The organism is Flagellimonas myxillae (assembly GCF_023502235.1).
In the GTDB taxonomy this organism is placed as follows: domain Bacteria; phylum Bacteroidota; class Bacteroidia; order Flavobacteriales; family Flavobacteriaceae; genus Flagellimonas; species Flagellimonas myxillae.
In genome coordinates, this window is record NZ_JAMFLY010000001.1 from 1357376 (window position 1) to 1380613 (window position 23238).

Annotated in this window: 20 protein-coding genes; 12 read left to right on the top strand and 8 right to left on the bottom strand. The window is 41.7% G+C overall.

What is annotated here, in order from left to right:
* Nucleotides 1-14: 14 nt before the first annotated feature.
* The 7 genes from M3P07_RS06265 (at nucleotide 15) to M3P07_RS06295 (ending at nucleotide 7218) form a co-directional block, all read left to right on the top strand.
* Entirely contained in the window at nucleotides 15-797 is a 783-nt protein-coding gene (locus M3P07_RS06265) for a sterol desaturase family protein (protein WP_249969041.1), read from the top strand.
* Between the two features lies 1 nt (nucleotide 798).
* Nucleotides 799-1749: a homocysteine S-methyltransferase family protein gene (locus M3P07_RS06270; protein ID WP_249969042.1), complete on the top strand. Its 951-nt coding sequence runs from the start codon at nucleotides 799-801 to the stop codon at nucleotides 1747-1749.
* A gap of 117 nt (nucleotides 1750-1866) precedes the next feature.
* Complete coding sequence (locus tag M3P07_RS06275) at nucleotides 1867-2874, top strand: glycosyltransferase family 2 protein (RefSeq protein ID WP_249969043.1); 1008 nt, start codon at nucleotides 1867-1869, stop codon at nucleotides 2872-2874.
* A 170-nt stretch (nucleotides 2875-3044) separates the two neighbouring features.
* Nucleotides 3045-4967, top strand: coding sequence for a BatA domain-containing protein (locus M3P07_RS06280; protein WP_249969044.1), 1923 nt, complete (start codon nucleotides 3045-3047; stop codon nucleotides 4965-4967).
* Entirely contained in the window at nucleotides 4964-6217 is a 1254-nt protein-coding gene (locus M3P07_RS06285; RefSeq protein WP_249969045.1) for a dihydroorotase, read from the top strand. Before M3P07_RS06280 ends, M3P07_RS06285 begins: the two co-directional genes overlap by 4 nt.
* A gap of 2 nt (nucleotides 6218-6219) precedes the next feature.
* Nucleotides 6220-6549, top strand: a complete 330-nt coding sequence (locus M3P07_RS06290; protein ID WP_249969046.1) for a hypothetical protein — start codon at nucleotides 6220-6222, stop codon at nucleotides 6547-6549.
* Nucleotides 6550-6558: 9 nt separating this feature from the next.
* On the top strand, nucleotides 6559-7218 hold the full coding sequence (locus M3P07_RS06295; protein WP_249969047.1) for an alpha/beta hydrolase: 660 nt from the start codon (nucleotides 6559-6561) through the stop codon (nucleotides 7216-7218).
* Here M3P07_RS06295 and M3P07_RS06300 read toward each other — a convergent pair.
* Both M3P07_RS06300 and M3P07_RS06305 read right to left on the bottom strand, forming a co-directional pair.
* Nucleotides 7215-7709 carry a hydrolase gene (locus M3P07_RS06300; protein ID WP_249969048.1) on the bottom strand — a complete coding sequence of 165 codons (495 nt, stop codon included), beginning with the start codon at nucleotides 7707-7709 and terminating at the stop codon, nucleotides 7215-7217. The genes M3P07_RS06295 and M3P07_RS06300 overlap by 4 nt on opposite strands.
* A gap of 5 nt (nucleotides 7710-7714) precedes the next feature.
* The gene (locus M3P07_RS06305) at nucleotides 7715-8491 is read right to left on the bottom strand and encodes an MBL fold metallo-hydrolase (protein ID WP_249969049.1); all 777 of its coding nucleotides are present in this window, start codon (nucleotides 8489-8491) and stop codon (nucleotides 7715-7717) included.
* A 77-nt stretch (nucleotides 8492-8568) separates the two neighbouring features.
* Between M3P07_RS06305 and M3P07_RS06310 the strand changes: the two genes are divergently transcribed.
* Nucleotides 8569-10026, top strand: coding sequence for a nucleotidyl transferase family protein (locus M3P07_RS06310; RefSeq protein WP_249969050.1), 1458 nt, complete (start codon nucleotides 8569-8571; stop codon nucleotides 10024-10026).
* Nucleotides 10027-10045: 19 nt separating this feature from the next.
* On the opposite strand, the gene bcp is transcribed toward M3P07_RS06310, so the two are convergent.
* Entirely contained in the window at nucleotides 10046-10498 is a 453-nt protein-coding gene (bcp, locus tag M3P07_RS06315) for a thioredoxin-dependent thiol peroxidase (protein WP_249969051.1), read from the bottom strand.
* 55 nt (nucleotides 10499-10553) lie between these two features.
* Between bcp and M3P07_RS06320 the strand changes: the two genes are divergently transcribed.
* Nucleotides 10554-11216 (top strand): endonuclease III domain-containing protein, encoded by a 663-nt coding sequence (locus M3P07_RS06320; RefSeq protein ID WP_249969052.1) that lies wholly within the window; start codon nucleotides 10554-10556, stop codon nucleotides 11214-11216.
* Nucleotides 11217-11248: 32 nt separating this feature from the next.
* Here the strand turns inward: M3P07_RS06320 and M3P07_RS06325 are convergent, their stop codons facing one another.
* Nucleotides 11249-11392 (bottom strand): hypothetical protein, encoded by a 144-nt coding sequence (locus tag M3P07_RS06325; protein WP_249969053.1) that lies wholly within the window; start codon nucleotides 11390-11392, stop codon nucleotides 11249-11251.
* A gap of 72 nt (nucleotides 11393-11464) precedes the next feature.
* On the bottom strand, nucleotides 11465-12046 hold the full coding sequence (locus tag M3P07_RS06330; RefSeq protein ID WP_249969054.1) for an RNA polymerase sigma factor: 582 nt from the start codon (nucleotides 12044-12046) through the stop codon (nucleotides 11465-11467).
* A gap of 249 nt (nucleotides 12047-12295) precedes the next feature.
* Between M3P07_RS06330 and uvrA the strand changes: the two genes are divergently transcribed.
* The 3 genes from uvrA to M3P07_RS06345 all read left to right on the top strand — a co-directional run bounded on the left by uvrA (nucleotide 12296) and on the right by M3P07_RS06345 (nucleotide 17996).
* Nucleotides 12296-15073: an excinuclease ABC subunit UvrA gene (gene uvrA, locus M3P07_RS06335; protein WP_249969055.1), complete on the top strand. Its 2778-nt coding sequence runs from the start codon at nucleotides 12296-12298 to the stop codon at nucleotides 15071-15073.
* A 409-nt stretch (nucleotides 15074-15482) separates the two neighbouring features.
* Entirely contained in the window at nucleotides 15483-16538 is a 1056-nt protein-coding gene (locus tag M3P07_RS06340; protein WP_249969056.1) for a T9SS type A sorting domain-containing protein, read from the top strand.
* Nucleotides 16539-16706: 168 nt separating this feature from the next.
* Complete coding sequence (locus M3P07_RS06345) at nucleotides 16707-17996, top strand: hypothetical protein (RefSeq protein ID WP_249969057.1); 1290 nt, start codon at nucleotides 16707-16709, stop codon at nucleotides 17994-17996.
* Between the two features lie 66 nt (nucleotides 17997-18062).
* Here the strand turns inward: M3P07_RS06345 and M3P07_RS06350 are convergent, their stop codons facing one another.
* Genes M3P07_RS06350 through M3P07_RS06360 form a run of 3 tightly spaced genes read right to left on the bottom strand, consistent with a single transcriptional unit; the run spans nucleotide 18063 to nucleotide 23229 of the window.
* The gene (locus tag M3P07_RS06350) at nucleotides 18063-19526 is read right to left on the bottom strand and encodes a lipopolysaccharide biosynthesis protein (protein ID WP_249969058.1); all 1464 of its coding nucleotides are present in this window, start codon (nucleotides 19524-19526) and stop codon (nucleotides 18063-18065) included.
* A complete protein-coding gene (locus M3P07_RS06355) occupies nucleotides 19526-20794 on the bottom strand; it encodes a glycosyltransferase family 4 protein (protein ID WP_249969059.1) in 1269 nt (422 codons plus the stop codon). The genes M3P07_RS06350 and M3P07_RS06355 overlap by 1 nt, the downstream gene beginning before the upstream one ends.
* The gene (locus tag M3P07_RS06360) at nucleotides 20794-23229 is read right to left on the bottom strand and encodes a YfhO family protein (RefSeq protein WP_249969060.1); all 2436 of its coding nucleotides are present in this window, start codon (nucleotides 23227-23229) and stop codon (nucleotides 20794-20796) included. Before M3P07_RS06360 ends, M3P07_RS06355 begins: the two co-directional genes overlap by 1 nt.
* Nucleotides 23230-23238 lie beyond the last annotated feature (9 nt).

Genomic DNA, 23238 nt, shown 5'->3' on the forward strand with positions numbered 1-23238 from the left:
TAAAAAACTACAAAATGGAAACTATTTTACAGAATTTACCAAATCCTTGGGAGGTATTGGTAGATCCTATTTCACTAATTGTATTGGGAATGTATGGAGCATTGATGCTTTGGGAAGCACTTTTTCCTGCTCGACCCCTTCCAAAAATGAAAAACTGGAAGTTGCGGGGATTGACCTCCTTTGCGGTATTCTTTTATTTGTCTACCTATTTTCCCTTAATCTGGGACACCTATTTGGTGGATTACCAAATTTTTGACCTTACTGCATTGGGTACCTATTGGGGAGCCTTCGTCGGGGTGATGATCTATGAGTTTGGATTGTATGTATGGCACAGAAGCATGCACAAAAACAATAAACTTTGGAAGGTTTTCCATCAAATGCACCATAGCGCCGAGCGTATGGATAGCTACGGGGCGTTTTATTTCAGTCCCATGGATATGATCGGATTTACCTTTTTAGGTAGTTTGTGTTTGGTGGTCGTTGCCGGTTTTACGGCGGAAGCCTCTACCCTATTTATCCTGGTTACTACCTTTTTGGGCATTTTTCAGCACAGCAATATTAGAACGCCTGCTTGGTTGGGATATATTATTCAACGACCAGAAGCACACACAGTGCACCATGCCAAGGGAATACATGCTTATAATTATTCGGACATTCCTTTATTCGATATCATTTTCGGAACCTTTAAAAACCCATCAGGTTATGAGCATGAAACGGGCTTCTACCATGGCGCTTCGGAAAAGGTCTGGGATATGATCACCTTTAAGGATGTGAACAAATCTGAAAACCTGGGTTAACATGGAAGCTTTTAATAATACGCCATTCATCGGTCCTATGTTGACCGATGGTGGCTTGGAAACCGAGTTGGTCTATAAGCATGGGCTCCAGCTGCCTCATTTTGCAGCCTTTGCCATTTTGCAAGACCCCAAGGGTACGGACATCGTCTTGAACTATTACAGGAAATTCCTTGATCTGGCGAAACAATATAGTACTGGATTTGTGTTGGAGGCGCCTACTTGGCGAGCCAACCCGGACTGGGCATTTAAGCTTGGATATTCTGAAAAGGAGTTGGAAGAAATCAACCTAAATTGCATTGGATTGATGAACAGCCTTAAAGATGAATATGCGGATAGTATTGACCAGATTTGGGTAAGTGGTAACATTGGCCCTAGAGCGGATGGTTATGTGGTGGATGAAAGTTTAATGAGTGCCAAGGAGGCTGAAAACTACCATCTTGGACAAATCAAGAGCTTTAAGAAGGCCGATGTGGACCAAGTTACAGCGATGACCATCAATTATTTGGATGAAGCGCTTGGCATAGTACAAGCAGCCAAAAAATGTGGGGTTCCCGTGGTAATCTCCTTTACCACAGAAACTGATGGAAAACTTCCCAGTGGTGAAAAATTGCAGGATGTAATCGAATATATCGATCTTCAAACGGGATTCTATCCAAAATACTATATGGTCAATTGTGCCCATCCCACGCATTTTGTTGAGCAGTTGGGGTCCCCCGCTAAATGGAGTGAACGTATTATGGGAATCAGGGCCAACGCCTCCTGTAAAAGCCACGAGGAATTAGACAATTCCGAAGAGCTTGACTCTGGGGACCGGGAAGAGCTGTCCAATTGGTATGTCCAGCTTCGGGAAATACTACCCAACCTAGCCGTATATGGTGGCTGTTGTGGAACCGACCATACCCATATTGAGGCCATTTGTGGCAAGCTTTTAAAACACGAAGCTTACGGATAAGCGCTCCTGCACTATTTGATGTTGACGGCCCTGGCAAGTCTCTTAGGACACTGGAGCTATCTTTAGGTATATGGGTCGACCTATTTTCTTGCCGTTGGAATTTGCTTTCTTTGTACGATGCAATATCCAACGGTAAGTCTTTTTATTCCCTTTAAAAATACCCAAGAATATCTCCCGGAATGTTTGGACTCCATTTTAAACCAAACTTATTCCCATTGGGAGGTGCTGGCCGTGAATGATCATTCTACGGACCAAAGTTTGGCCATTCTCCGGTCTTATGCGGCAAAAGATTCCAGGATAAAAGTATTCACCAATAATGGAAACGGGATAATCCCGGCTTTGCGCACAGCCTATGCCGAAAGTTCAGGGAACTTACTTTCCCGAATGGATTCTGATGATATCATGAAACCCAACAGACTTCAGGTTATGGTAGATTCCCTATTGGAATTTGGGCCGGGTCATTTGTCGGTAGGTCAAGTAAAATACTTTTCTCCACGAGGAATCAGCAATGGTTATGAGCGCTACGAAGCTTGGCTCAACCAACTGACTTCCAAGGGTCACAACTATGATGAAATCTATAAAGAATGTGTTGTCCCCTCCCCTTGTTGGATGGTGCATAGGGAAGATTTTGAACACAGCGGCGGTTTCACATCGGATAGATATCCGGAAGATTACGATCTCACCTTTCGCTTTTATGAAAATCATATCAAGATAATTCCGTGCCAGGAAATATTGCATCTGTGGCGGGATTACGATACAAGAACCTCGCGCACCCATGAGCATTACGCCCAGAATTACTTTTTGGACATCAAGCTTCATTACTTTTTGAAACTTGAGTACAACCCAACCCGACCTCTAGTTATCTGGGGAGCAGGGTTCAAGGGCAAATCCATTGCAAAGAACCTTGTAAGACAGGGAATCGGGTTTGTTTGGCTATGTGATAACCCTCAAAAAATTGGCAAAAAAATCTACGGGCAGCAACTAGTTCATTTTAATATCCTTAAAACATTGGAAAACCCTCAAAGTATAATCACGGTTGCCAATGAAGTTGCACAATCCGAAATCCGGGAATTCTTTTCGACTATTGGACAACACCCTATGAAGGATTATTTCTTCTTCTGCTAAGCTTTACAATTAGCAATGTTCAATAAACAATTAACAATGGGTAACGGTAAATTCATAATTGGACATTGATAATTGATAATTGTTTATTGACAACTGATCTGAACATCTAACAAACCCTTAACACGATCCTTAACATGGTATCACCTATATTTGCTTAATCAAAGTTGGGAATGCAGTTTAAACATCCGGAAATCCTTTGGGCCCTTTTACTACTACTGATTCCTATTTTTATCCATCTTTTCCAGTTACGTAGGTTTAAAAGAACACCCTTCACCAATGTTGCCATGCTTCAAAAGGTGGTTGCTGAATCCAGAAAAAGCAACACCCTAAAAAAGTGGTTGCTCCTCCTTACAAGATTGTTGTTGATTGCAGCTTTGGTCATAGCTTTTGCCCAGCCCTTTTTTGCATCCAATACCGCTTTAACAGACAAGGAAACTGTTATTTATTTGGACAATTCCTTTAGCATGCAGGCAAAAAACAATGGGTTGTCGCTTTTGGAACAATCGGTTCAGGACCTAATCAAACATGCAGGCGACGATGAAGTGTTTAGTTTATTCACCAACGGGCATACGTATAAAAATGTGAGTCTTAAAGAGATTCAAAATGAACTTTTGTCGCTCAATCATACCCACGACCAGCTTAGCATGGATGCTGTGTATCTGAAGGCCAACAGTCTTTTTTCAAGTTCAACAAATACATTAAAAAGAATAGTCTTAATATCAGATTTTCAACAAAATATGTTTTCGGATAATGTTGAATTGGACACTAGACTAGAAACCTATTTTGTACCCCAACGCACCACCCTTGCCCAAAACACTTCCATTGATTCCATATTTGTTGAGGAACATCCCACTGAACAGTCCAAACTTAGCGTGTTGTTGTCTGGTGGGGATGCAGAAGAACCCCTTCCCATATCGCTGTTCAACCAAAATCTATTGATAGCAAAAACCTCTGCAAATTTTACGGCTAATGGAACGGCCCGTGTGGAATTTACCATTCCCTCAAACACCGAAATCCAAGGTTTGCTTAGTATACAGGACCATAGTCTTGCTTACGATAACCAGTTTTACTTCAACATCGATAAAAAGGAGAAAATCAAGGTTTTGTCCATTAGTGAGTCTGATAGTGATTATTTGAGGCGACTATTTCGGCAAGAAGAATTCGAGTTTCAAAACTACGAACTAGGTCAACTGGATTATAGTGCCCTGGATGGACAAAATGTTGTTATCCTTAATGGTATAGCGGCCATTCCCAATGGGCTGCAACAAACACTTCGCACCTTTAAACAAGATGGGGGAACCATTATTGTTGTTCCCTCCATGGAAAGTGATTTGATTTCATACAACCAGTTTCTTTCCAGCTTCTTTGCTACCCGTATGGTGCGGCCATATAATACCGAGAAACAGATTACAGGCATTTCTTTTGACCATCCGTTATACCAGAACGTCTTTGAAAAAAGGGTGCAAAATTTCCAATTCCCATCAACAAACAATGCATACCAAGTGACCACTCGCGCACCACGTATTCTAAGCCTAGAAGGAGGAGAACCTTTTTTGAGCGGTCTAGATGGTTTTTACTTTTTTACGGCAGCCTTGGATTTGGAAAATTCCAATTTCAAGAACTCTCCTTTGATCGTTCCCACTTTTTACAACATGGCCGCATTTAGCCTCAAATCACCGGAAACCCAACATACGCTGGGGAATCATACCGAAATTGACCTTGCGACGAATCTCGGGAACGACAATATTTTAAAGGTCTCCAAGGAAAACTATGAATTTATTCCTAGGCAGCAGTCCTTTCCGAATCGGGTGAGATTGGAATTCGACGAAAATCCAGAAGAGGACGGCATCTATGGCATTGATAAATCGGGAGAGGTATTAAGACATATTAGTTTTAATTATCCCCGATCCGAAAGTTACCTCAATTACCTGCCGTTAACATCGATGAACAATGTTGACATCCAAGATTCCATCTCGGGACTTTTTGAACATTTAGAAGCTGAAAATTCCATAACCGCTTATTGGAAATGGTTTGTTATTTTAGCACTGTTTTTAGCACTTGTGGAAGTGCTTATTCAAAAATTTGTTACATGAACATTCTGCTGAAGTCCGCAAAAATTGTATGCCCACAGAACAAGGCACACCATCTTAAAAAGCGGGATATTCTCATAAAAAAAGGGACTATAGAGAAAATTGCGGCTTCCATAACCCTTCCATCAAATACCAAAGAAATTGCACTCGAAAACCTACACGTTTCCCTTGGATGGTTTGATACTAGTGTAGGCTTTGGGGAACCAGGTTTTGAAGAACGGGAGACTATCACCAACGGATTGCGGGTTGCGGCCGCAGGAGGCTTCACCGACATCCTATTGAATCCTAACACCAAACCCGTACCGGACACCAGTTCCGATATTGTTTTCCTAAAGGAAAAAGGCAGGGGTGCTGCTACCAATCTGTATCCTTTAGGCAGTTTAACTGCACATTCAGAAGGCGTGGATTTGGCCGAGCTCTTCGATATGAAAAATGCAGGTGCCGTGGCCTTTTATGATTTTAAAAAACAGGTTTCGAATCCCAATCTTTTGAAAATAGCATTGCTCTATGCCCAAAATTTTGATGGCTTGATCATGTCGTTTCCACAAGATGGCCAAATTAAGGGGAAGGGAATTGTTCATGAGGGTGAGATTTCCACAACCTTAGGTTTAAAAGGTATTCCAGCCTTGGCGGAAGAACTCCAGATTTCGCGTGACCTATTTATCTTGGAATACACTGGCGGCAAGCTCCATATACCCACCGTATCCACCGCAAATGCAGTAAAACTAATATCCACAGCAAAAAAGAAAGGGCTGGACGTAAGTTGTAGCGTAGCCGTACACAATTTGTTCTTTACCGACGATTCCTTAACGGATTTCGACAGCAATTTTAAGGTTTCCCCACCCCTACGCGGAAAATCGGACTGCAAAGCCTTAATTAAAGGTTTAAAGGATGGGGTCATCGATTTTGTGACCTCTGATCATTTGCCTTTGGACATCGAAGAAAAAAGAGTGGAGTTTGACAATGCCGCAAAAGGTACCATTGGATTGGAAACAGCCTTCGGAACATTAAATCAGTTGCTGGATTTGGAGGAGGTAATTGGGCTACTGACCAAAGGACGAGAACGATTTGGACTGGAGACCCCAAAACTCAGTAAGGGAGAAAACGCTAGCCTAACCCTTTTCAATCCAAATGGGGATTCAGAATGTACCGTTGAGCATACACTTTCCACTTCCAAAAACAGTATGTTCCTTGGCTCCAAGTTAAGGGGCAAGGTCTATGGAATAATCAACAACAACCAAATTAGCCTATAGCCTTGAGTGATAACAAACCAGGAAGGTCAACCGCCATTATCAGCTATTTTACCATAATCGGTGGATTGATTGCCATTACGAGAAACATGGAGCCCAAACACGATTTTGCGAGGTTTCATGCACGCCAGGCCTTCGGAATCCATTTGATCTACCATTCGGTGGCGACTTACCTCAATCTTTCGGAAATTGAAAATCTAGTGGCTTGGGGAACTCTTTGGGGGGTATATCTTGTTTCAATCCTTATTGGGCTGACCGGGGCGATTGCCAATAAAGAGCGTTTTCTACCCTTGCTGGGGTCACATTTTCAAAAATGGTTTACCTTTATTCCATAAAACAAATTCATGTCCCCCACTTCCCTTTCCTTAGAATATCTTCTTAGGCCTTCGAGCATATCTTCTGGAAAAGTTCCAGCCATTTTTATGTTTCATGGCTATGGTAGTAATGAAGAGGATTTATTTTCATTTGCGTCCGAATTGCCCGAAGAGCCTGTGGTAATTTCGGTGCAGGCGCCTTACAGGCTGGAACCTTTTGGCCATGCCTGGTATGCCATAAATTTTGATGCGGAATACGGGAAATGGAGTGACGATGAGCAAGCGAAAGCGAGTAGGGACAAAATTGTAAATTTTATTGATGAAGCTTGTGAGGCCCACAACATTGATAGGGATAATATCACTTTGTTGGGCTTTAGCCAAGGAACCATTCTGAGTTATTCCGTGGCCCTGTCCTTTCCAGAAAAAATAAAAAATGTAGTGGCCTTGAGCGGGTATGTCAATGAGAATATCTTATTGGACAACTACGACGAGAAGGACCATAGCCAACTCAATATCTATGCTTCCCATGGACAGGTAGATCAGGTGATTCCCCTCGAATGGGCACAAAAAACCCCAGACTTGTTAACCAAATTGGGCATTAACCATAAATACGAAGAGTTTCCAATAGGACATGGGGTGAGTCAACAAAATTTTTACTCATTTAGAAATTGGCTCTCCGAACACCTCTAGTTGCTTCGGGCATACAGAAGATGGTCCAACAGGGTAAAATCAACAGAAAGGTCATCCTTTAGCTCGTATTTGATGACCAAATCCCCCCAATATTTTCCATCGGAGAAATCGGCGAGCAACCATTTATGGTTGAGCACTTTTATTTTGTTGATTTTAAAGTCACTTTCCATCCCATCATATGGAACCAAAGGATTGTTTCCTTTTTGCTCGTTGGTTTCCAAAAGTTTATCCTCAATATAACGTACCGGATTCTCCAAATTTAAATGATCATAATAAGCCAAGGCATCATCGTTGTTTTCCAGGGAAAAATATTGGATATCCAAAATTTTGAGTTGGGATTGTTGTACCGAATCCTTCAGTGTCGTCACTTGCTTTTCTAGCCCCTCAATGTCGGAGTTCAGGGCTTTCTGTAGGTTGCTGGCGCTCACAAACTGATACAATGCAATCAAGGCGGCAAAAACAAATAGGTAAAGAAAAATTTTACTTTTCATGGTTTTTAAATCTTCAATTTTAAATTATCATAGGCCAAATGCACATCTTTGGGAAGTTTTTCCTCTACTTCTTCATGGAATCCCAAAAGGTGGCTGATATGGGTGAAATATGTTTTTTTGGCACCTACCCGCTCCGCAAATTCAAGCGCTTCTTCCAAATTAAAATGGGAATGATGGGCTTGTTCCCGCAAGGCATTGACCACCAAAATCTTAACGCCCTTCATTTTCAATATTTCAGCTTCCTCCACCCGTTTCACATCCGTCAAGTACACAAAATCCCCAAAGCGATAACCGAAGACTTCCAGGCGATTGTGGTAGGCCTTAATGGGCATTACTTCCAAACCCTGCAACGCTATCGGCTGATCGGCCTTCACTTCGGTAACACTTACCGCGGGGGCTCCGGGATACCGGTCCTCATCCGCAAAAATATAATCAAATCGCCTTTTTAGGGATTCTACCACCCGTTTATGGGCGTAAATCGGGATATCACCCTGCCTAAAAAAATAGGGTCTGATATCGTCAATGCCAGCGGTATGGTCCGCATGTTCGTGGGTAAATAAAATACCGTCCAATTTGTTGACAGAATGGGTCAGCATCTGCTGTCTAAAATCCGGGCCGCAGTCGATAACATAGTTGAAATTGTTCCAAGAAACCAATACGGATACGCGTAGTCTTTTATCCTTTGGGTCGGTGCTCAAACATACTGGATGATTGCTTCCAATTACCGGAATTCCTTGAGAGGTTCCAGTGCCTAAAAAAGTAATGGTCAACATCTCATCCATGGAATCCAAAATTATAACTTATTTATTTAATAGATTTAATGAAGAGTGTAACTTTGTTTTCATAAATATCTACGGTTATGTCCACTGTTAAGACTACAGCAAATGCCTTTGAAAATATTCCATCCATAAAGGCAAAGACTTTGAGAATAAATCTAAACCCCAACATTTATGGAACGTTCGCAGAGATAGGTGCCGGACAAGAGACTGCCCGTCAGTTTTTTAGGGCAGGGGGTGCATCAGGGACAATAGCCAAGGCGATGAGTGCTTACGATAAGTCGTTCAGTGATGCCATCTATGGGATAGAGCACGACGGAAGATATGTGACCCAGTCCCGGCTTAAAAAAATGTTGGCCCACGAAATGCGGCTTGTAGAGGAACGGATCAGTCGGGAGAACAATCCGGATTACCTGTTCTTTTCTTTTGCAAATACCGTGGCCACCATCGACTTTTCCAAGCGGTACAAAGGACATGGCTGGGTAGGTATCCGTTTTCAACTGGACCCTAAACAAAAGGAGTTCGATGAAATAGTGCTTCATATTCGATTTAAGCAAAACGAAGCGAGACTGCAGCAAGAAACCTTGGGTATTTTAGGAGTAAACCTGATTTATGGGGCATTCTTTAAATATCACAAGCCCAAAAAATTATTGAAATACCTCTATGATCATATAGATCGCGACACCATTGAAATTGACATGGTCAATTTTACAGGCCCGCACTTTAAGGATGTGGACAACCGCTTGATGAGTTTGCAGCTTATCCGAAACGATATGACGGATGCGGTAATGTTCGGCCCTGATGGCAACAACCTATTGCCGGCAGCGGTACTGTATAAAAAGAGCATTTTGGCTCTAAGGGGAAGTTTCCGGCCAGTGACCAAGGTAAATATGGACATGTTTCAGAAGTCCTATGATATTTTTATTCGGGAGCAGACCGTGGAATATGAAAATACCATTGTGGTTTTTGAGATTACCCTGTCGAACCTGAAAGCCTCTGGGGAAATTGACGAACAAGACTTTATGGACCGGGCGGAATTGCTCTGTTCTTTGGGACACACGGTACTGATCTCCAATTTCAAGGAGTACTATAAGCTCGTGGAGTACTTTAATAATTATACCAAGGCCAAAATTGGAATTACCATGGGTGTTAACAACTTGGTCGATGTTTTTGATGAAAAATACTACCGTCATTTGAGCGGCGGTATCCTTGAAGCCTTTGGTAAATTGTTCTTTAAAGATTTGAAGGTTTATCTATATCCTATGAAAGATGCTGAAACGGGACAGGTGATGACCAGCAACAACGTGAAGGTGCACCCACGGATGAAGGAACTTTACAAGTTCTTTAAGTACAATGGAAAAGTAATGGACATTATTGATTACGACCCAGATATCATGCACATTTTCTCAAGGGAGGTATTGCGACGCATTACCAACGGTGAGGAAGGCTGGGAAGAAATGCTGCCCGAAGGAATTGCTGAAGTGATAAAGGAAAAGCAGCTTTTTACCAAAAAGACCCTTCCGGAGAAAGAAGAAGCTTAATCCAGCAAACGTTTCCGAACTAATCCACGATTTGGGCGGCGTGGTTTTTGGCCTTTACCTTGTCAATGACCTTCTCCACTACCCCATTTTCATCAATAACGAAGGTAATTCGATGGATTCCGTCATATTCCCTTCCCATAAACTTTTTGGGACCCCAAACACCAAAGGTGTTTATGACCGCATGATCCGTATCGGCAAGCAAAGGATAGGGGAAATTGAATTTATTCCTAAAATTGGTCTGTTTTTTTTCGGTATCGGCACTTACACCCAAAATTTCATATCCCGCATCTTGAAGGTCGGCATAGTGGTCCCTTAAATTACAGGCTTCCACGGTACAAGTTGGTGTATTTGCCCTTGGATAGAAAAAGACTACCAATTTCTTGCCATGGTAATCGCTAAGTTTAATTGTGTTTCCATCTTGGTCTTTTGCTGAAAATTCTGGTACTTTATCCCCTACTTTTAAGGTATTCATGTGCAAATGCCTTTAAATCAATTGTTTAATTTATTTTAAACAAAGTTAAACAAAAATGACGAAACAAGAAAAGGTAGATTTTACCTTAAAGACATTGGATAAGCTTTATCCGACCATTCCCATCCCATTGGATCACAGAGACCCATATACGTTGTTGATTGCAGTGTTGCTATCTGCCCAAAGTACGGATGTGCGGGTCAACCAGATTACGCCAATCTTGTTTGCAAAAGCTGACAATCCTTATGCCATGGTAAAACTGACTGTGGATGAAATCCGGGATATTATCCGACCCGTGGGACTTTCTCCAATGAAATCCAAAGGCATCCATGGCTTATCCCAGATACTTATTGATAAGTACAACGGTGAGGTTCCCCAAGAAATTGAACTGCTGGAAGAACTGCCTGCCGTGGGTCATAAAACAGCCAGTGTTGTGGTATCCCAAGCCTTTGGCATTCCAGCTTTTCCTGTGGATACGCACATCCATAGGCTCATGTATCGTTGGGGGTTTAGCAATGGGAAAAACGTTGTTCAAACGGAAAAAGATGCCAAAAGACTGTTCCCAATAGAGGTTTGGAATAAACTGCATCTACAGATTATCTGGTACGGAAGGGAATATTCCCCTGCACGAGGCTGGGATTTGGAAAAGGACGTGATTACCAGTACCATTGGTAGAAAAACTGTCCTGACGGAATACCATAAAAGCAAAAAAGGCCGCTAATTGCGGCCCTTTTTGTGAAGTTTTTTAAGTAATTAATTCAAAGCAACTTCAAATTTGTGTTTTCTTCCGTCAACCACGTGGATTGACTTGGAATAGTTCAATAGGAAATCGATTTTTTCCCTTCTTGTCTTTACCGTTTTAACGGTTTCTTGTTCTTCAGAGTAAATGTTTTCCATATTCTAGCATAAATGTTACAATTAGATAACGGCGCTAGAATTGAAATATTGTCGTGTTCGATGGAATGCAGATTAATTCGTTAAAACGATATTATTGCGGTCCACTATTTTTCTGAGGTTGATCAATGCGTAACGCATTCTTCCCAAGGCGGTGTTGATACTGACGCCTGTATTTTCGGAAATCTCCTTGAAACTCATATCCTTATAGATACGCATCATTAAAACTTCCTTCTGATCTTCGGGCAATTCCTCGATCAATAGGGAAAGGTCGCTATCAATTTGATCTTTGATGATCTGTTTCTCCGCATTGAGCTTCTCATCCTTGATGACTGAAAAGATGTTGAAGTCGTCGCTCCCCTCAAACTTGGGCATTCTTTTGTTCTTCCTAAAATGATCTATGATCAGGTTGTGCGCAATTCGCATTACCCAGGGCAGAAATTTACCTTCCTCACTATAGGAACCCCTTTTAAGTGTTTTGATTACCTTAATGAAGGTATCCTGAAAAATATCTTCAGCAACATCCCGATCTAAAACTTTGGAATAAATAAAGCTGGAAATTCTTTGGTTATGCCTGTTGATTAGGGTCTCAAGGGATTTTTCGTCCCCGGCAATGTAATTCTTCACTAATATCGAGTCATCAATCTGTAGTTCCATACAAATTACTTTTTTGGTTATAATCGCCAACCATCCATTACCTACGAAGGGTTGCGAGTTATTAGCTTAATTTTAAAAAAGTAATTATTTCTGTATAGGCCTATCAGCGTTTTAATTACAAACCAAATATAGAAAAACAGTGTGCCCGTAAAAAAACAATGTTGTGATTTGGGCTTTTTCCGATGTTAACTCATGCAATATACGTATTAAGTGCCGTGTACCGTATCTTTGGGTCTCAAATTTTAACATATGACATCGGTCGACCACATAGATCCCAAGAAAAACATCATCATAAAAGGTGCCAAACTTCACAACCTCAAGAACATCGATGTCGTTATTCCCAGGAACAAGCTGGTTGTCATTACCGGCTTGTCCGGCTCCGGAAAGTCTAGTTTGGCTTTCGATACCCTTTATGCAGAGGGACAAAGACGTTATGTGGAGAGCCTTTCTTCCTATGCCCGGCAGTTTCTTGGAAAACTGGACAAGCCCAAAGTGGATTATATAAAAGGTATTGCACCGGCCATAGCCATTGAGCAAAAAGTAAACTCGACCAACCCACGGTCTACAGTGGGCACCACTACCGAAATCTATGATTACCTTAAACTACTATTTGCCCGGATTGGCAAGACCATCTCTCCTATTTCAGGCAAGGAAGTCAAAAAAAATACGGTCACGGATGTTATCGACCATATTAAATCCTTAAAGGAAGGTAGCAAACTTCTTCTGTTGGCCCCTATACATATTAAAGAAGATAGGGACCCAATTAAATCGTTGGAACTATTCTCCAAACAGGGATATGCGAGAATTAAACACAAGGGTGACGTAATCCGGATAGACCAAGCCCCCAAGGATATCGGTAGGAAGTTTGATTTGGTGGTGGACCGAATCATTATCAAGGACGATGAGGATTTTTACAATCGCTTGGGCAACGCTGTCGACAATGCCTATTTTGAGGGCAAGGGTCAATGTGGTATAGAGAATCTGGAAAATGGGGAAATCAAGACCTTCAGTAACCAGTTTGAGCTTGATGGGATGAAATTCCTGGAGCCTAACGTGCATCTGTTTAGCTTCAACAATCCCTATGGGGCCTGCCCCAAATGCGAGGGATATGGGGATGTGATCGGGATTGATGGGGATTTGGTTGTACCAAATACTTCGCTTTCCGTATACGAAAATGCTGTTTTTCCATGGCGTGGCGAGAGTATGTCGTGGTACCGGGACCAATTGGTCAACTCGGCCTATAAATTTGATTTTCCTATTCATAAACCCTGGTTTGAACTTACCGAAGCACAGCAACAATTGGTGTGGGACGGTAATGAACACTTTACAGGTCTGAATGGATTTTTCCAATTGTTGGAGGAAAAAAGCTATAAAATCCAAAATCGGGTGATGCTTTCCCGCTATAGAGGAAAGACCAAATGTACGGTATGCAAAGGAAAGCGATTACGCAAGGAAGCCAATTATGTGAAAGTTGGAGGTTATTCCATTTCGGACCTGATCGAACTACCCATAAAAAAATTGATTCCCTTTTTTGAGGAACTACAATTGTCTGGCAACGACCATAAAATAGCCAAACGGCTCTTAAAGGAAATCACTACCCGACTGGATTTCTTGAGCAAAGTAGGGCTGAGCTATCTCACCTTGAACCGGAAATCCAACACCTTATCGGGCGGGGAAAGCCAACGCATCAACTTGGCGACATCCCTAGGTAGTAGCTTGGTGGGTTCCATGTACATTTTGGATGAACCCAGCATTGGGCTGCACCCCAAAGACACCGAGAATCTGATTGAAGTATTGCAATCCCTTCGGGATTTGGGCAATACGGTAATTGTGGTGGAGCACGACGAAGATATCATGAAAGCTGCGGATGAAGTTATCGATATTGGGCCCGAAGCGGGAACCTTGGGGGGCGAAGTGGTGGCTACCGGAAATTTGGATAAAATTCTTCAGGCCAATTCCCTCACTGCAGATTATTTAAATGGAACCAAAGAAATCACAGTGCCCGCTGAACGTAGGAATTCCAAAAACTACATCCAAATTGTTGGGGCAAGAGAAAACAACCTAAAAAATATTGATGTTACTTTTCCGCTGAATATGCTTACTGTTGTCACTGGGGTTTCCGGGAGCGGTAAAAGTACCTTGGTAAAGAAAATCTTATATCCTTCTATATTGAAGGAAGTAGGGGGTTATGGCGAAAAAGCGGGTCAGTTTACCAAAATTGAAGGGAAATATGCCCATATCAAACATGTGGAATTTGTAGATCAAAACCCGATAGGACGTTCCTCCCGTTCCAATCCGGTCACTTATATCAAGGCCTATGATGATATCCGAAGTTTATTCGCTTCGCAAAAGCTGAGCAAACTTAGGGGTTACCAAGCCAAACATTTTTCTTTTAATGTGGATGGTGGACGCTGTGAAAAATGCAAGGGAGAAGGGGAAATCACGGTGGAAATGCAGTTTATGGCCGATGTACATTTGGAATGTGATGTATGTGGCGGCAAACGTTTTAAGAAGGAAATTCTTGAGGTAAAGTATGAAGGCAAGAGCATTGACGACATCCTGAATCTGACCATAGATGAGGCGATTGATCATTTTAAGGCATTCAACAAAGATAAAATTGTAAACAAGCTACAACCTTTGCAGGATGTGGGCTTGGGCTATGTGACCTTGGGGCAGTCCTCCTCTACCCTATCTGGTGGGGAAGCCCAACGTATTAAACTGGCCTCCTTTCTAGTGAAGGGGAACACCAAGGAAAAGGCATTGTTCATCTTCGATGAACCCACGACCGGACTTCATTTCCACGATATTAAGAAACTACTGAAATCCTTTGATGAGTTGATTGCCAAAGGGCATTCCGTTCTGGTGATTGAGCACAATATTGAGATGATCAAATGTGCGGACTATATTATAGACCTGGGACCCGAAGGTGGGGAAAATGGCGGCAACTTGGTCGCTGAAGGCACTCCAGAAGAATTGGTACAAAACAAAGAATCCATTACCGCTAAATACCTTGGAGAAAAAGTTTGATACAAGTACAAGATTCAAACAATAGTTCAAGTTCAAGTTCAAACTCAAGTTCAAGTTCAAGTTCAAAATCAACACCCTTAACCCTTTACCCAAATATCCAAGATTCAAAAGTTTTTGGTTCTAGATGTTGAATGTTAAATTTTGAATTCATCCATCATTCAGCATCAAAAATTCCCAATCAAAATTGCTCATTGTTAATTGTTTATTGTTCATTGTTTATTGTTCACTGACCTCTGACACCAAACACCCAACCTCCGGCTCGCGACCAAATCCATTCCTAAAATAACCCCATCCGTCAATTCAAAAGGGGCATTCATCAATTCAGGCACATATTAAGAAACCGGCCACCCTACTTTTAAGTTGCGGATCATTGTATCCCAGATCTTTTAGAAACACTTAAAATATGCTTATGAGAAAAATTACTTTTTTGATTATTGTTCTTACAGGTACCTATGTATTTTCAAAGGAAAATTACACTACCCTTGCAAACGAAGTGAAAGTTGTTGAATTTTTAGATGAAATACTTGATATGGTGAATTACAACGATTATGACTTTCAGGAACCAACCAAACTGATATATAAAAACTTAATTGCCACAGAAATGGTTTTTGTAACCAATACTAAAAATCTTGTGGCCATTGAGTTTCCAAAATTGAATCATGTAAAAGGGGATTTCTATATCGGTAACAATTCTGATTTGAATCAATTGAACTCCCCTTTGCTAGAATTTGTAGATGAAGAATTGTCCTTTCATCAAAATCCGAAGCTTGAAAAAATTAACTTTCATCAATTAAAAAGAACAGGACATCACCTGTATTTTCATCAAAACAATGATTTGACTTCAGTAAATGCTCCAATGCTGGAAGAAATTGTTGGACCACTATATTTTCATCAAAATTTGAACTTAAAAGTAATTCATCTCCCAGAGTTACTTATTATCAATGACTATCTATATGTCAATGGAAATAGAAGTTTGGAAACCTTGAACATTTGTAATCTCAAAAGAATTATTCAGACTAGTGATCAAGAACCTTACATTTATTTAGCGGACAACACAGATACAATTGATCAAAGTCCATTCTGCTTTTATTTAGATTCACCAGAAAATCTTCAGAATCAAGATGATGAATTACCTCATAACAATGAAGATGAATCAGAAGAAGTAAAAGATAACGATGGTGATAATCTGGGCGAAGAGGAAGATTCCGAAGATGATCCAACTATTGAAGATGAGCCAACCCGAGTTTCCCTCTATCCCAACCCTACAAAAGGAGTCTTTCGCATTGATTCTGAAATTGAGTTCTATAAAATAGAAATCTATGAGGCTACCGGAAATTTGGTTGCCACTTTTAGATCTCCCCAAGAAGAATATGATATCAGCCTCCTACCTTCAGGTCTGTATTACGTATTGGCCTATCATCCAGATGGCGTACACGCTACTGTCAAAAAATTAATGCTTCAATAGTAATTAATCATCAAAGTTTTAAAAGCCCCGATGCTCAAAGGGATCAACCAATAATTTTATTTCGCTAATTTCCAGCAAGTTAGAATAGGTCAATATTTTTTGGCACGCTGTTTGGTTCATGCTATACAGAATGTAAATAGTTGCATTCAGAATTTAAAACCCTATAGTATGAAAAAGTTAGTACTCATTATAGCAGCAGTGCTTTTGGGTGTTCCAAACATCCAAGCAGCCAAAGAGGATACGGCCTTTATCACAAACGCGTATCGTTACGGGAACTCATTCATCTTTGTAGAAAATGGGGTGACTTTTTCAGTTTACCCCGATGGCGAGTTCGATTTTTATATCGATAACCAAGTAAATGTGGGTATCGGTGCTCGATTTGGAAATGTGGGTGTGACCTTCAATTCCGGTTATAACTACAATCCTTTTGTTCAATATGACGATTACGGTGCTGTAATCCAAGTAGAAAACATCCCAATTTACTATGACTATTATGGTCGTGTATCGCAAATTGGAGGTGTTGACGTATGGTACAGAAACGGACGAGTTCGTCGTGTTGGTGGATTAAATGTCTTTTATAACGGTGGTGTTTTTAGCCATTACACAGGTTTTATCAATGTCTACAACAGACATTATGTCTATAGACCTTTCCACAGGTACTTTATCCGTCCTTCGGTAAGTTTCTGTAATGTTTACACCAGACCTTATAGAAGGTATTATAGACCAATTCGATACACCTATTATAGACCGTATAGGGATAATTTTAGAAGAAGTTATGCCCATAGAGGAAAGGTTTATAGATATGACGGTTACAGCGATAGAAATTATAGAAGAGGAAAAATCTATAGAAACGACAATAGGGTTACCCGACGTAACCATGTGAGAAGAAATGGAGCAGACTACGGTAGAAGTAACCAGTATGCAGGAAGAAGTGGCTATAGAAATAACGATTATAAAAAGGGAAATAATGTGCGCCGTTCCAGTCAAAGTGTGAAAAGAGGTACTGGTGTCAGCCGAACCGTTAGGGAAGGCAACTACAGAAATGGTAACAGCGTAAAGAGAAACAATAATGCCCGTAGTGTGACCCAAAGACAGGTGACCCGAAAGCCCAACAGTCGTACGGTAACCAAAAGGGAAGTGACCACTACGCCAAGAAGTAGAACAGTAACCCGTAGCAGCAGTACAACCTACAGGAAACCCCAGACCAGGAATAATAACAGGTCGGTAACCAGTAGGAACAATGTTCAAAAGAGAACGGTTACACGTAGCACTAATAATAGCTATAGAAAACCTCAGGCTAGAAAAAGTACTAGCAGGTCGGTGACAAGCAGAAGCAGTGCTCCCAAAAGAACAGTTTCCAGAAGCACAAAAACAACCGTTAAAAGGAGCTCAGGAAACACAAATAGTAGAAGAAGCAGCAACTCTGGTTCTAGAACAAGAAGAGCCAGAACGCAATAAGATAGTTTTTAGGTTGGTTAGTTGTTTACCCCGTGGTTGGATTTATCCGCTACGGGGTTCTTTTTATTACCGTTCTACCCTTTTCTTCAACCATTTGGACAAAACCCCTGAAACATCTTCAGAGATTTCAAAGCGGTAAAGAATCCCCAGATACATGGCAACAACCAGTATGGACTTTAAGCCAATATTCAACAAAGGATGGAAGGGAAACTGAAGCATGGCAAACAAAGCTGCTATCAACAACAGCGTTGCAAATACTTTGAAGGTCGCATTTGTAACCGGTAGCATTCCAAATTTGAGTTTCACAAAAATGAGTTTGGATAAATTATAAAGCAGTATGGAAATAAAACTCGCTACCGCAGCTCCTTCAATCCCATATATTGGAATCAACCATAAATTAAGAAGGATAGTGAGCACGGCAACACAGATGCCAAGTGCCAATACCCATTTATAGTATTTTGAATACCACAAGATGGCATTGATATTACCCAACATGGAATCAAATACCTTGGCCAGTCCAATAAGGAAAATTATGTAAAACCCATCTCGATATGCTTCCGGAATCAGTATATGAAGGTCATCCAGGTTGAGTATGATGAGTACAAACAACAGTCCAGAGGCAATAAAGGACGTGAGCGAGGTCTTCTTATAAAGGTTTTCCAACTCAAATGAATTACCCGCATTCAAATAGTTTGCGGTCATCGGATAGGTAATCTGGTGCATGGCCCGGGTAGGTACTATAATGCTGGTCGCAATGTAGATGGCCACTCCATAATAAGCCACGTTGTCCAGTGACTTAAACTGATTGATCATCACCTTGTCAATCTCTAAAAGAATTAGCGCAACGGAACCTCCGAGTACCATCAATAACCCATAACCCACAATTTGCTTGGAATCTTTCGGAAAAGTAAAGTTGAGAACAGGTCGATGCACGGCATAGGCATATAGCTTCATCAAGATTGTTCTTAGGAGATAAACGCCTACCAAAGCCTGGAAAAAAAACTCCAGTGAGATTACTTCGTAATACAAGAGCAACAACAGCACACTCACACACACCCTGGCAAATACTTCCTTTAAAAAATTCCCAAAGACCGACTTTAGATGTACCTTGGCCCAAGCATAAAACACCTCAAAGTATGCCAAGGACAACCCTACCAAAAACAAATACCACAAATAGTCTTTTACCAATGCATTTTGTACGGAAAGGAATTCTCCAATTGGCTCGTAAAACAGCCAAAGAAGAATGGTCAGCGGCACTATGACCAATAAGGGAATCAGCAGAATCAACGTCAAAAAGCCATGCTTCTCCTCTTCTTGCTGGGCGCTGTAATATTTGACAAGGGAATTGTGTGCCCCCGAAGACATCATGGGCATAAGAATGGCGCCCGTTGCCAAGATAAAAGTGACCAATCCGTAATAAGTGGGTTCCAGAATGTTGGTGTAGAGGAACAAGGTATTTATGGCACCGAATCCAAACCCTATAAAGGTTACAATGGTGTTTTGTGCCGTCTGTTTTAAAACAATTCCCATCAAATGAAATTTACCAGCTCCTTGGTCAGTTCCTTACGGTGATATTTTTCCAGTCCCTCAGCGTTGGAGGTCAATGCCCCTTGCTGATATTTTCCGAACCAATCCAAAAGTACATCTTTTAGTTCAGCGGCATTTTTATGAACGACGAAAGCCCCCGATTTCATTTCCAAAACGATATTTCCTGCTTCCCAATCCCTTGGACCCAAAGCTAAAATGGGTCGACCTGCATTCAAATATTCAAATAGTTTTCCAGGGATAATACCTTTGGTTTCTTCGGCATCAATCTCCAACATCAATAATACTTGGGATTTTTGCTGTACATCAACCACTTGATCGTGGGGTAGATAACCTAGTTTGGTGGTAAAAGTTTCTAGCCCAAACTGGCTCAAGGATTCCCAAACCTCTTCACCCACTACTCCAGCCAATTGGATTCTTAATTGTTTTGCAAATTTGGGGTTTTCGGCAACCAATTCCTGCAGTACCTGCCAAAGTACCACCGGATTTCTACCTGTTAGTAGCGAACCCAAATGCGAAATGGTGAACTTGTTATCCAATTCCTTTGGGCTTAACGATTCATCAAATCCGTTTGTGATCACCTTGATGGGGCGGTCGGTTAGAGCCTCAAACTCCAAACGGGTGGCTTTACTGGTCACCACAATTTTATCTGCCGTGTTCAACACCTGTTTTTCCAGGGCCATATGTTTTTGTTGGGAGCGCTTGGACAATCGAAGCTTTTTGTGATATCCAATAGTCGTCCAGGGGTCCCTGAAATCGGCAATCCATTGTAGGTCGATTTCTTTCTTTAAACCCTGCCCAATCAAATGCAGACTGTGAGGGGGTCCTGTGGTAATAACCGTTTCTATGCCTTCTTTTTGAACAAAACTGGACAAAAATTCTATGGAAGGTTTCACCCATAAAACCCTCGCATCGGGAATAAACCAATTGCCCCGCACCCATAACAAGGTTTTCTCCACCAAGGATGGCTTTTTCTCTTTAATGATCCCCGAACTTATAGTTTTGGTCTTCTTTTTGGACAATAGGGATGCCCAAGCGTAAGGTTCTTTGATGGGATACCTTAAAATTTGTACACCTTTGGGAACCTCTCCGACCAGATTTTCATCCCTAAGGGGATAATGCGGATTTTCTGGGATGTAGACTACAGGCTCTACCCCAAAATCACCAAAATATTTTACAAACTTCAGCCATCGCTGTACTCCTGGCCCACCTGCAGGTGGCCAATAATACGCTATGACCAAAACCTTTCGCATCAGTCTTTCTTGGATTTTTTGGGTCGAAGTGAGAATCCAATCCCTCCAATAATGATCAAGCCCAAAAGAATATTGCTGAATAGGGCAATCTGGCTTCCGGTCTGCACCACTTCAGGCTCAAACTTGAATTCGATGGTATGCTCTCCGGCCGGCACCTTCATTCCTCTTAGGGCGTAGTTGACCTTGTAATGAGGTTCTGGTTTTCCGTCAATAAAGGAATTCCATCCTTTGGGATAATGCATTTCCGAGAAAACGGCAAAGCCGTCATGAATATTGGAACTTTCGTATTTGACGTAATCTGGACGATGGTCCACAAGCGAAATAGACGCCAAGGAATCCCGTTCAAAAGTCAGCTTGGTCACTGTTGGATTTTGGGCAGTATTGACGACACCCTCCGTCTTGGAATCAATACCTGCAAGCGCCTGAATCTCCCTATTGGCAGAATCCACGGTGTTCAGTCTTTCAACAAACCAGGCATTTCCATTGGCGTTATCATTGATGGCCGGAAAACTGTTGCCTTCTTCATCTTGTTGGATGATATATTTAACATTCAGCATGTTGAGCACCTCTAGATTGTTTTTATACAGATGGTGTTCGAATAAGTCTTGAAGCTGCCTGGGTTTGGCGGCATGGTATCCTCCAATAGACTTGTGAAAATACGAGGTCCGCGCACCGTTCAACCCCTCCTGCGGGTCAAATACCCTATAAATAGAATCATCCTGCTGGATCATCTGATCAATCTGGCTTGCCTGAAACGGTGTGTTCACCTGACGTTGTCTTACAAAATCTTCTTCATTCACATACCTCAGGTCCACCCCTACCAAATCAAACAAAATCAATGCCCCCAAAATCAAGGACATCGCATTTTTACCAAGTTTATCTTTGATAAAGAACCACAATACGGTAGCTGCAAGCAATACATAAACCAGGGAACGAATGGTGTCGTTGATGTAGACCGCTTTGCGATCGCTTCGCAGAATATCCAATAAAGGATCACCAAAAAACTGACGATAGGTATCATCATTAGCGCCCTCAAAAGAAAGAAACCCAGTGAGCACAAAAATAGAAACCGCTAATCCCACAGTTATCAGCGTACTAAGTTTAAGGGCCCTGAGTTTTTGTTTTGCCGTGTGATTGGATTTAAAAAGTGCCATTACTCCCAATATGCCCAAAACCGGAACACAGAGCTCCAATACCACTTGGATGCTGGACACCGCCCTAAACTTGTTATATAAAGGGAAATAGTCGATCATGAAATTGGTCAAGGCAGGGAAATTCTTGCCCCAGGATAACAAAAGGGACAAAATGGCTCCGGCAAGTAACCAGTATTTCTTTTTCTTGGAAGCCAAGAACAGCCCCAATACAAAAAGAAACAGTACCACCGCGCCAACATAGGCCGGGGCTGCAGGTCCTGAGGCAGGATGTGGCCCCCAGTACAAATAAAGCCCGGAAACCTCCAGTGCCCTACTTGGAGAAAGTCCCTGTCCGGTCAAATATTCATACACCTTTGAATTGGCACCGAGGTCCTCCTTTCCAGAACCCCCGAACATTCTTGGAACAAATAGGTCCAGCGATTCGGTAATGCCATAACTGTAATAGGTAATATAATCCCTGTCCAGCCCGGTGGTCACCTCTTTAGCACTCCCGTCCGGGTTAATGGTCAGTTCGGATTTTCCCCTGGTACTCCAATCGGCATATTCCTTGGTGGCCAACAAACTTGTCGTGTTTGTAGCGATGGACAGCAGCACTGCGCCCACCAATATTCCAACGGATACAAAGAAATGTTTCAGTTTTTTGTCCTTGATCGCATAGATCAATTGAACCAAGCCCAAAATCAAGACCAAAAGCATAAAATAGTAGGTCATTTGATAGTGGTTGGCATTTATCTCCAAGGCCATGGCCAAGGCCGTTAAAATAAAACCGAGCAAATATTTTTTACGAAACACGAGTACTATTCCCCCTAAAACCATGGGAATATATCCTAAGGCATGGGCTTTCGCATTATGTCCCACCCCAAGAATAATTATCAAATAGGTAGAAAAGCCGAAGGCCAGCGCTCCCAAAATAGCCAATCTGTATTCCACTTTTAAACAAAGCATCAAAATGTAAAATCCGAGAAGATAGAGGAAAAGATAATCGGCCGGTCGTGGTAAAAACCGTATCAGCCTATCCAATTTTTTGATATAATCGTGTGGATAATTTGCACCCAACTGATAGGTGGGCATGCCGCCAAAAGCGCTATTGGTCCAATAGGATTCCACTCCGGTCACCTCCTTGTAATCGTTTCGCTCCTTGGCCATTCCACTATACTGTGCAATGTCTGACTGGAAAATGGCCTTTCCTTGCAATACTGGATAGAAATAAACCAAAGAGGCCAGTATAAAGAAACCTATGACACAAAGATGGGTACTTAGTGCTTTGACAGAAAGATTCATGGAATGATT

Excerpts from the sequence above, each read along its gene's own strand:
- M3P07_RS06265 (WP_249969041.1), top strand. The coding sequence starts at position 15 with ATGGAAACTATTTTACAGAATTTACCAAATCCTTGGGAGGTATTGGTA.
- M3P07_RS06270 (WP_249969042.1), top strand. The coding sequence starts at position 799 with ATGGAAGCTTTTAATAATACGCCATTCATCGGTCCTATGTTGACCGAT.
- M3P07_RS06275 (WP_249969043.1), top strand. The coding sequence starts at position 1,867 with ATGCAATATCCAACGGTAAGTCTTTTTATTCCCTTTAAAAATACCCAA.
- M3P07_RS06280 (WP_249969044.1), top strand. The coding sequence starts at position 3,045 with ATGCAGTTTAAACATCCGGAAATCCTTTGGGCCCTTTTACTACTACTG.
- M3P07_RS06285 (WP_249969045.1), top strand. The coding sequence starts at position 4,964 with ATGAACATTCTGCTGAAGTCCGCAAAAATTGTATGCCCACAGAACAAG.
- M3P07_RS06295 (WP_249969047.1), top strand. The coding sequence starts at position 6,559 with ATGTCCCCCACTTCCCTTTCCTTAGAATATCTTCTTAGGCCTTCGAGC.
- M3P07_RS06300 (WP_249969048.1), bottom strand. The coding sequence starts at position 7,709 with ATGAAAAGTAAAATTTTTCTTTACCTATTTGTTTTTGCCGCCTTGATT.
- M3P07_RS06305 (WP_249969049.1), bottom strand. The coding sequence starts at position 8,491 with ATGGATGAGATGTTGACCATTACTTTTTTAGGCACTGGAACCTCTCAA.
- M3P07_RS06310 (WP_249969050.1), top strand. The coding sequence starts at position 8,569 with ATGTCCACTGTTAAGACTACAGCAAATGCCTTTGAAAATATTCCATCC.
- bcp (WP_249969051.1), bottom strand. The coding sequence starts at position 10,498 with ATGAATACCTTAAAAGTAGGGGATAAAGTACCAGAATTTTCAGCAAAA.
- M3P07_RS06320 (WP_249969052.1), top strand. The coding sequence starts at position 10,554 with ATGACGAAACAAGAAAAGGTAGATTTTACCTTAAAGACATTGGATAAG.
- M3P07_RS06325 (WP_249969053.1), bottom strand. The coding sequence starts at position 11,392 with ATGGAAAACATTTACTCTGAAGAACAAGAAACCGTTAAAACGGTAAAG.
- M3P07_RS06330 (WP_249969054.1), bottom strand. The coding sequence starts at position 12,046 with ATGGAACTACAGATTGATGACTCGATATTAGTGAAGAATTACATTGCC.
- uvrA (WP_249969055.1), top strand. The coding sequence starts at position 12,296 with ATGACATCGGTCGACCACATAGATCCCAAGAAAAACATCATCATAAAA.
- M3P07_RS06340 (WP_249969056.1), top strand. The coding sequence starts at position 15,483 with ATGAGAAAAATTACTTTTTTGATTATTGTTCTTACAGGTACCTATGTA.
- M3P07_RS06345 (WP_249969057.1), top strand. The coding sequence starts at position 16,707 with ATGAAAAAGTTAGTACTCATTATAGCAGCAGTGCTTTTGGGTGTTCCA.
- M3P07_RS06350 (WP_249969058.1), bottom strand. The coding sequence starts at position 19,526 with ATGGGAATTGTTTTAAAACAGACGGCACAAAACACCATTGTAACCTTT.
- M3P07_RS06355 (WP_249969059.1), bottom strand. The coding sequence starts at position 20,794 with ATGCGAAAGGTTTTGGTCATAGCGTATTATTGGCCACCTGCAGGTGGG.
- M3P07_RS06360 (WP_249969060.1), bottom strand. The coding sequence starts at position 23,229 with ATGAATCTTTCTGTCAAAGCACTAAGTACCCATCTTTGTGTCATAGGT.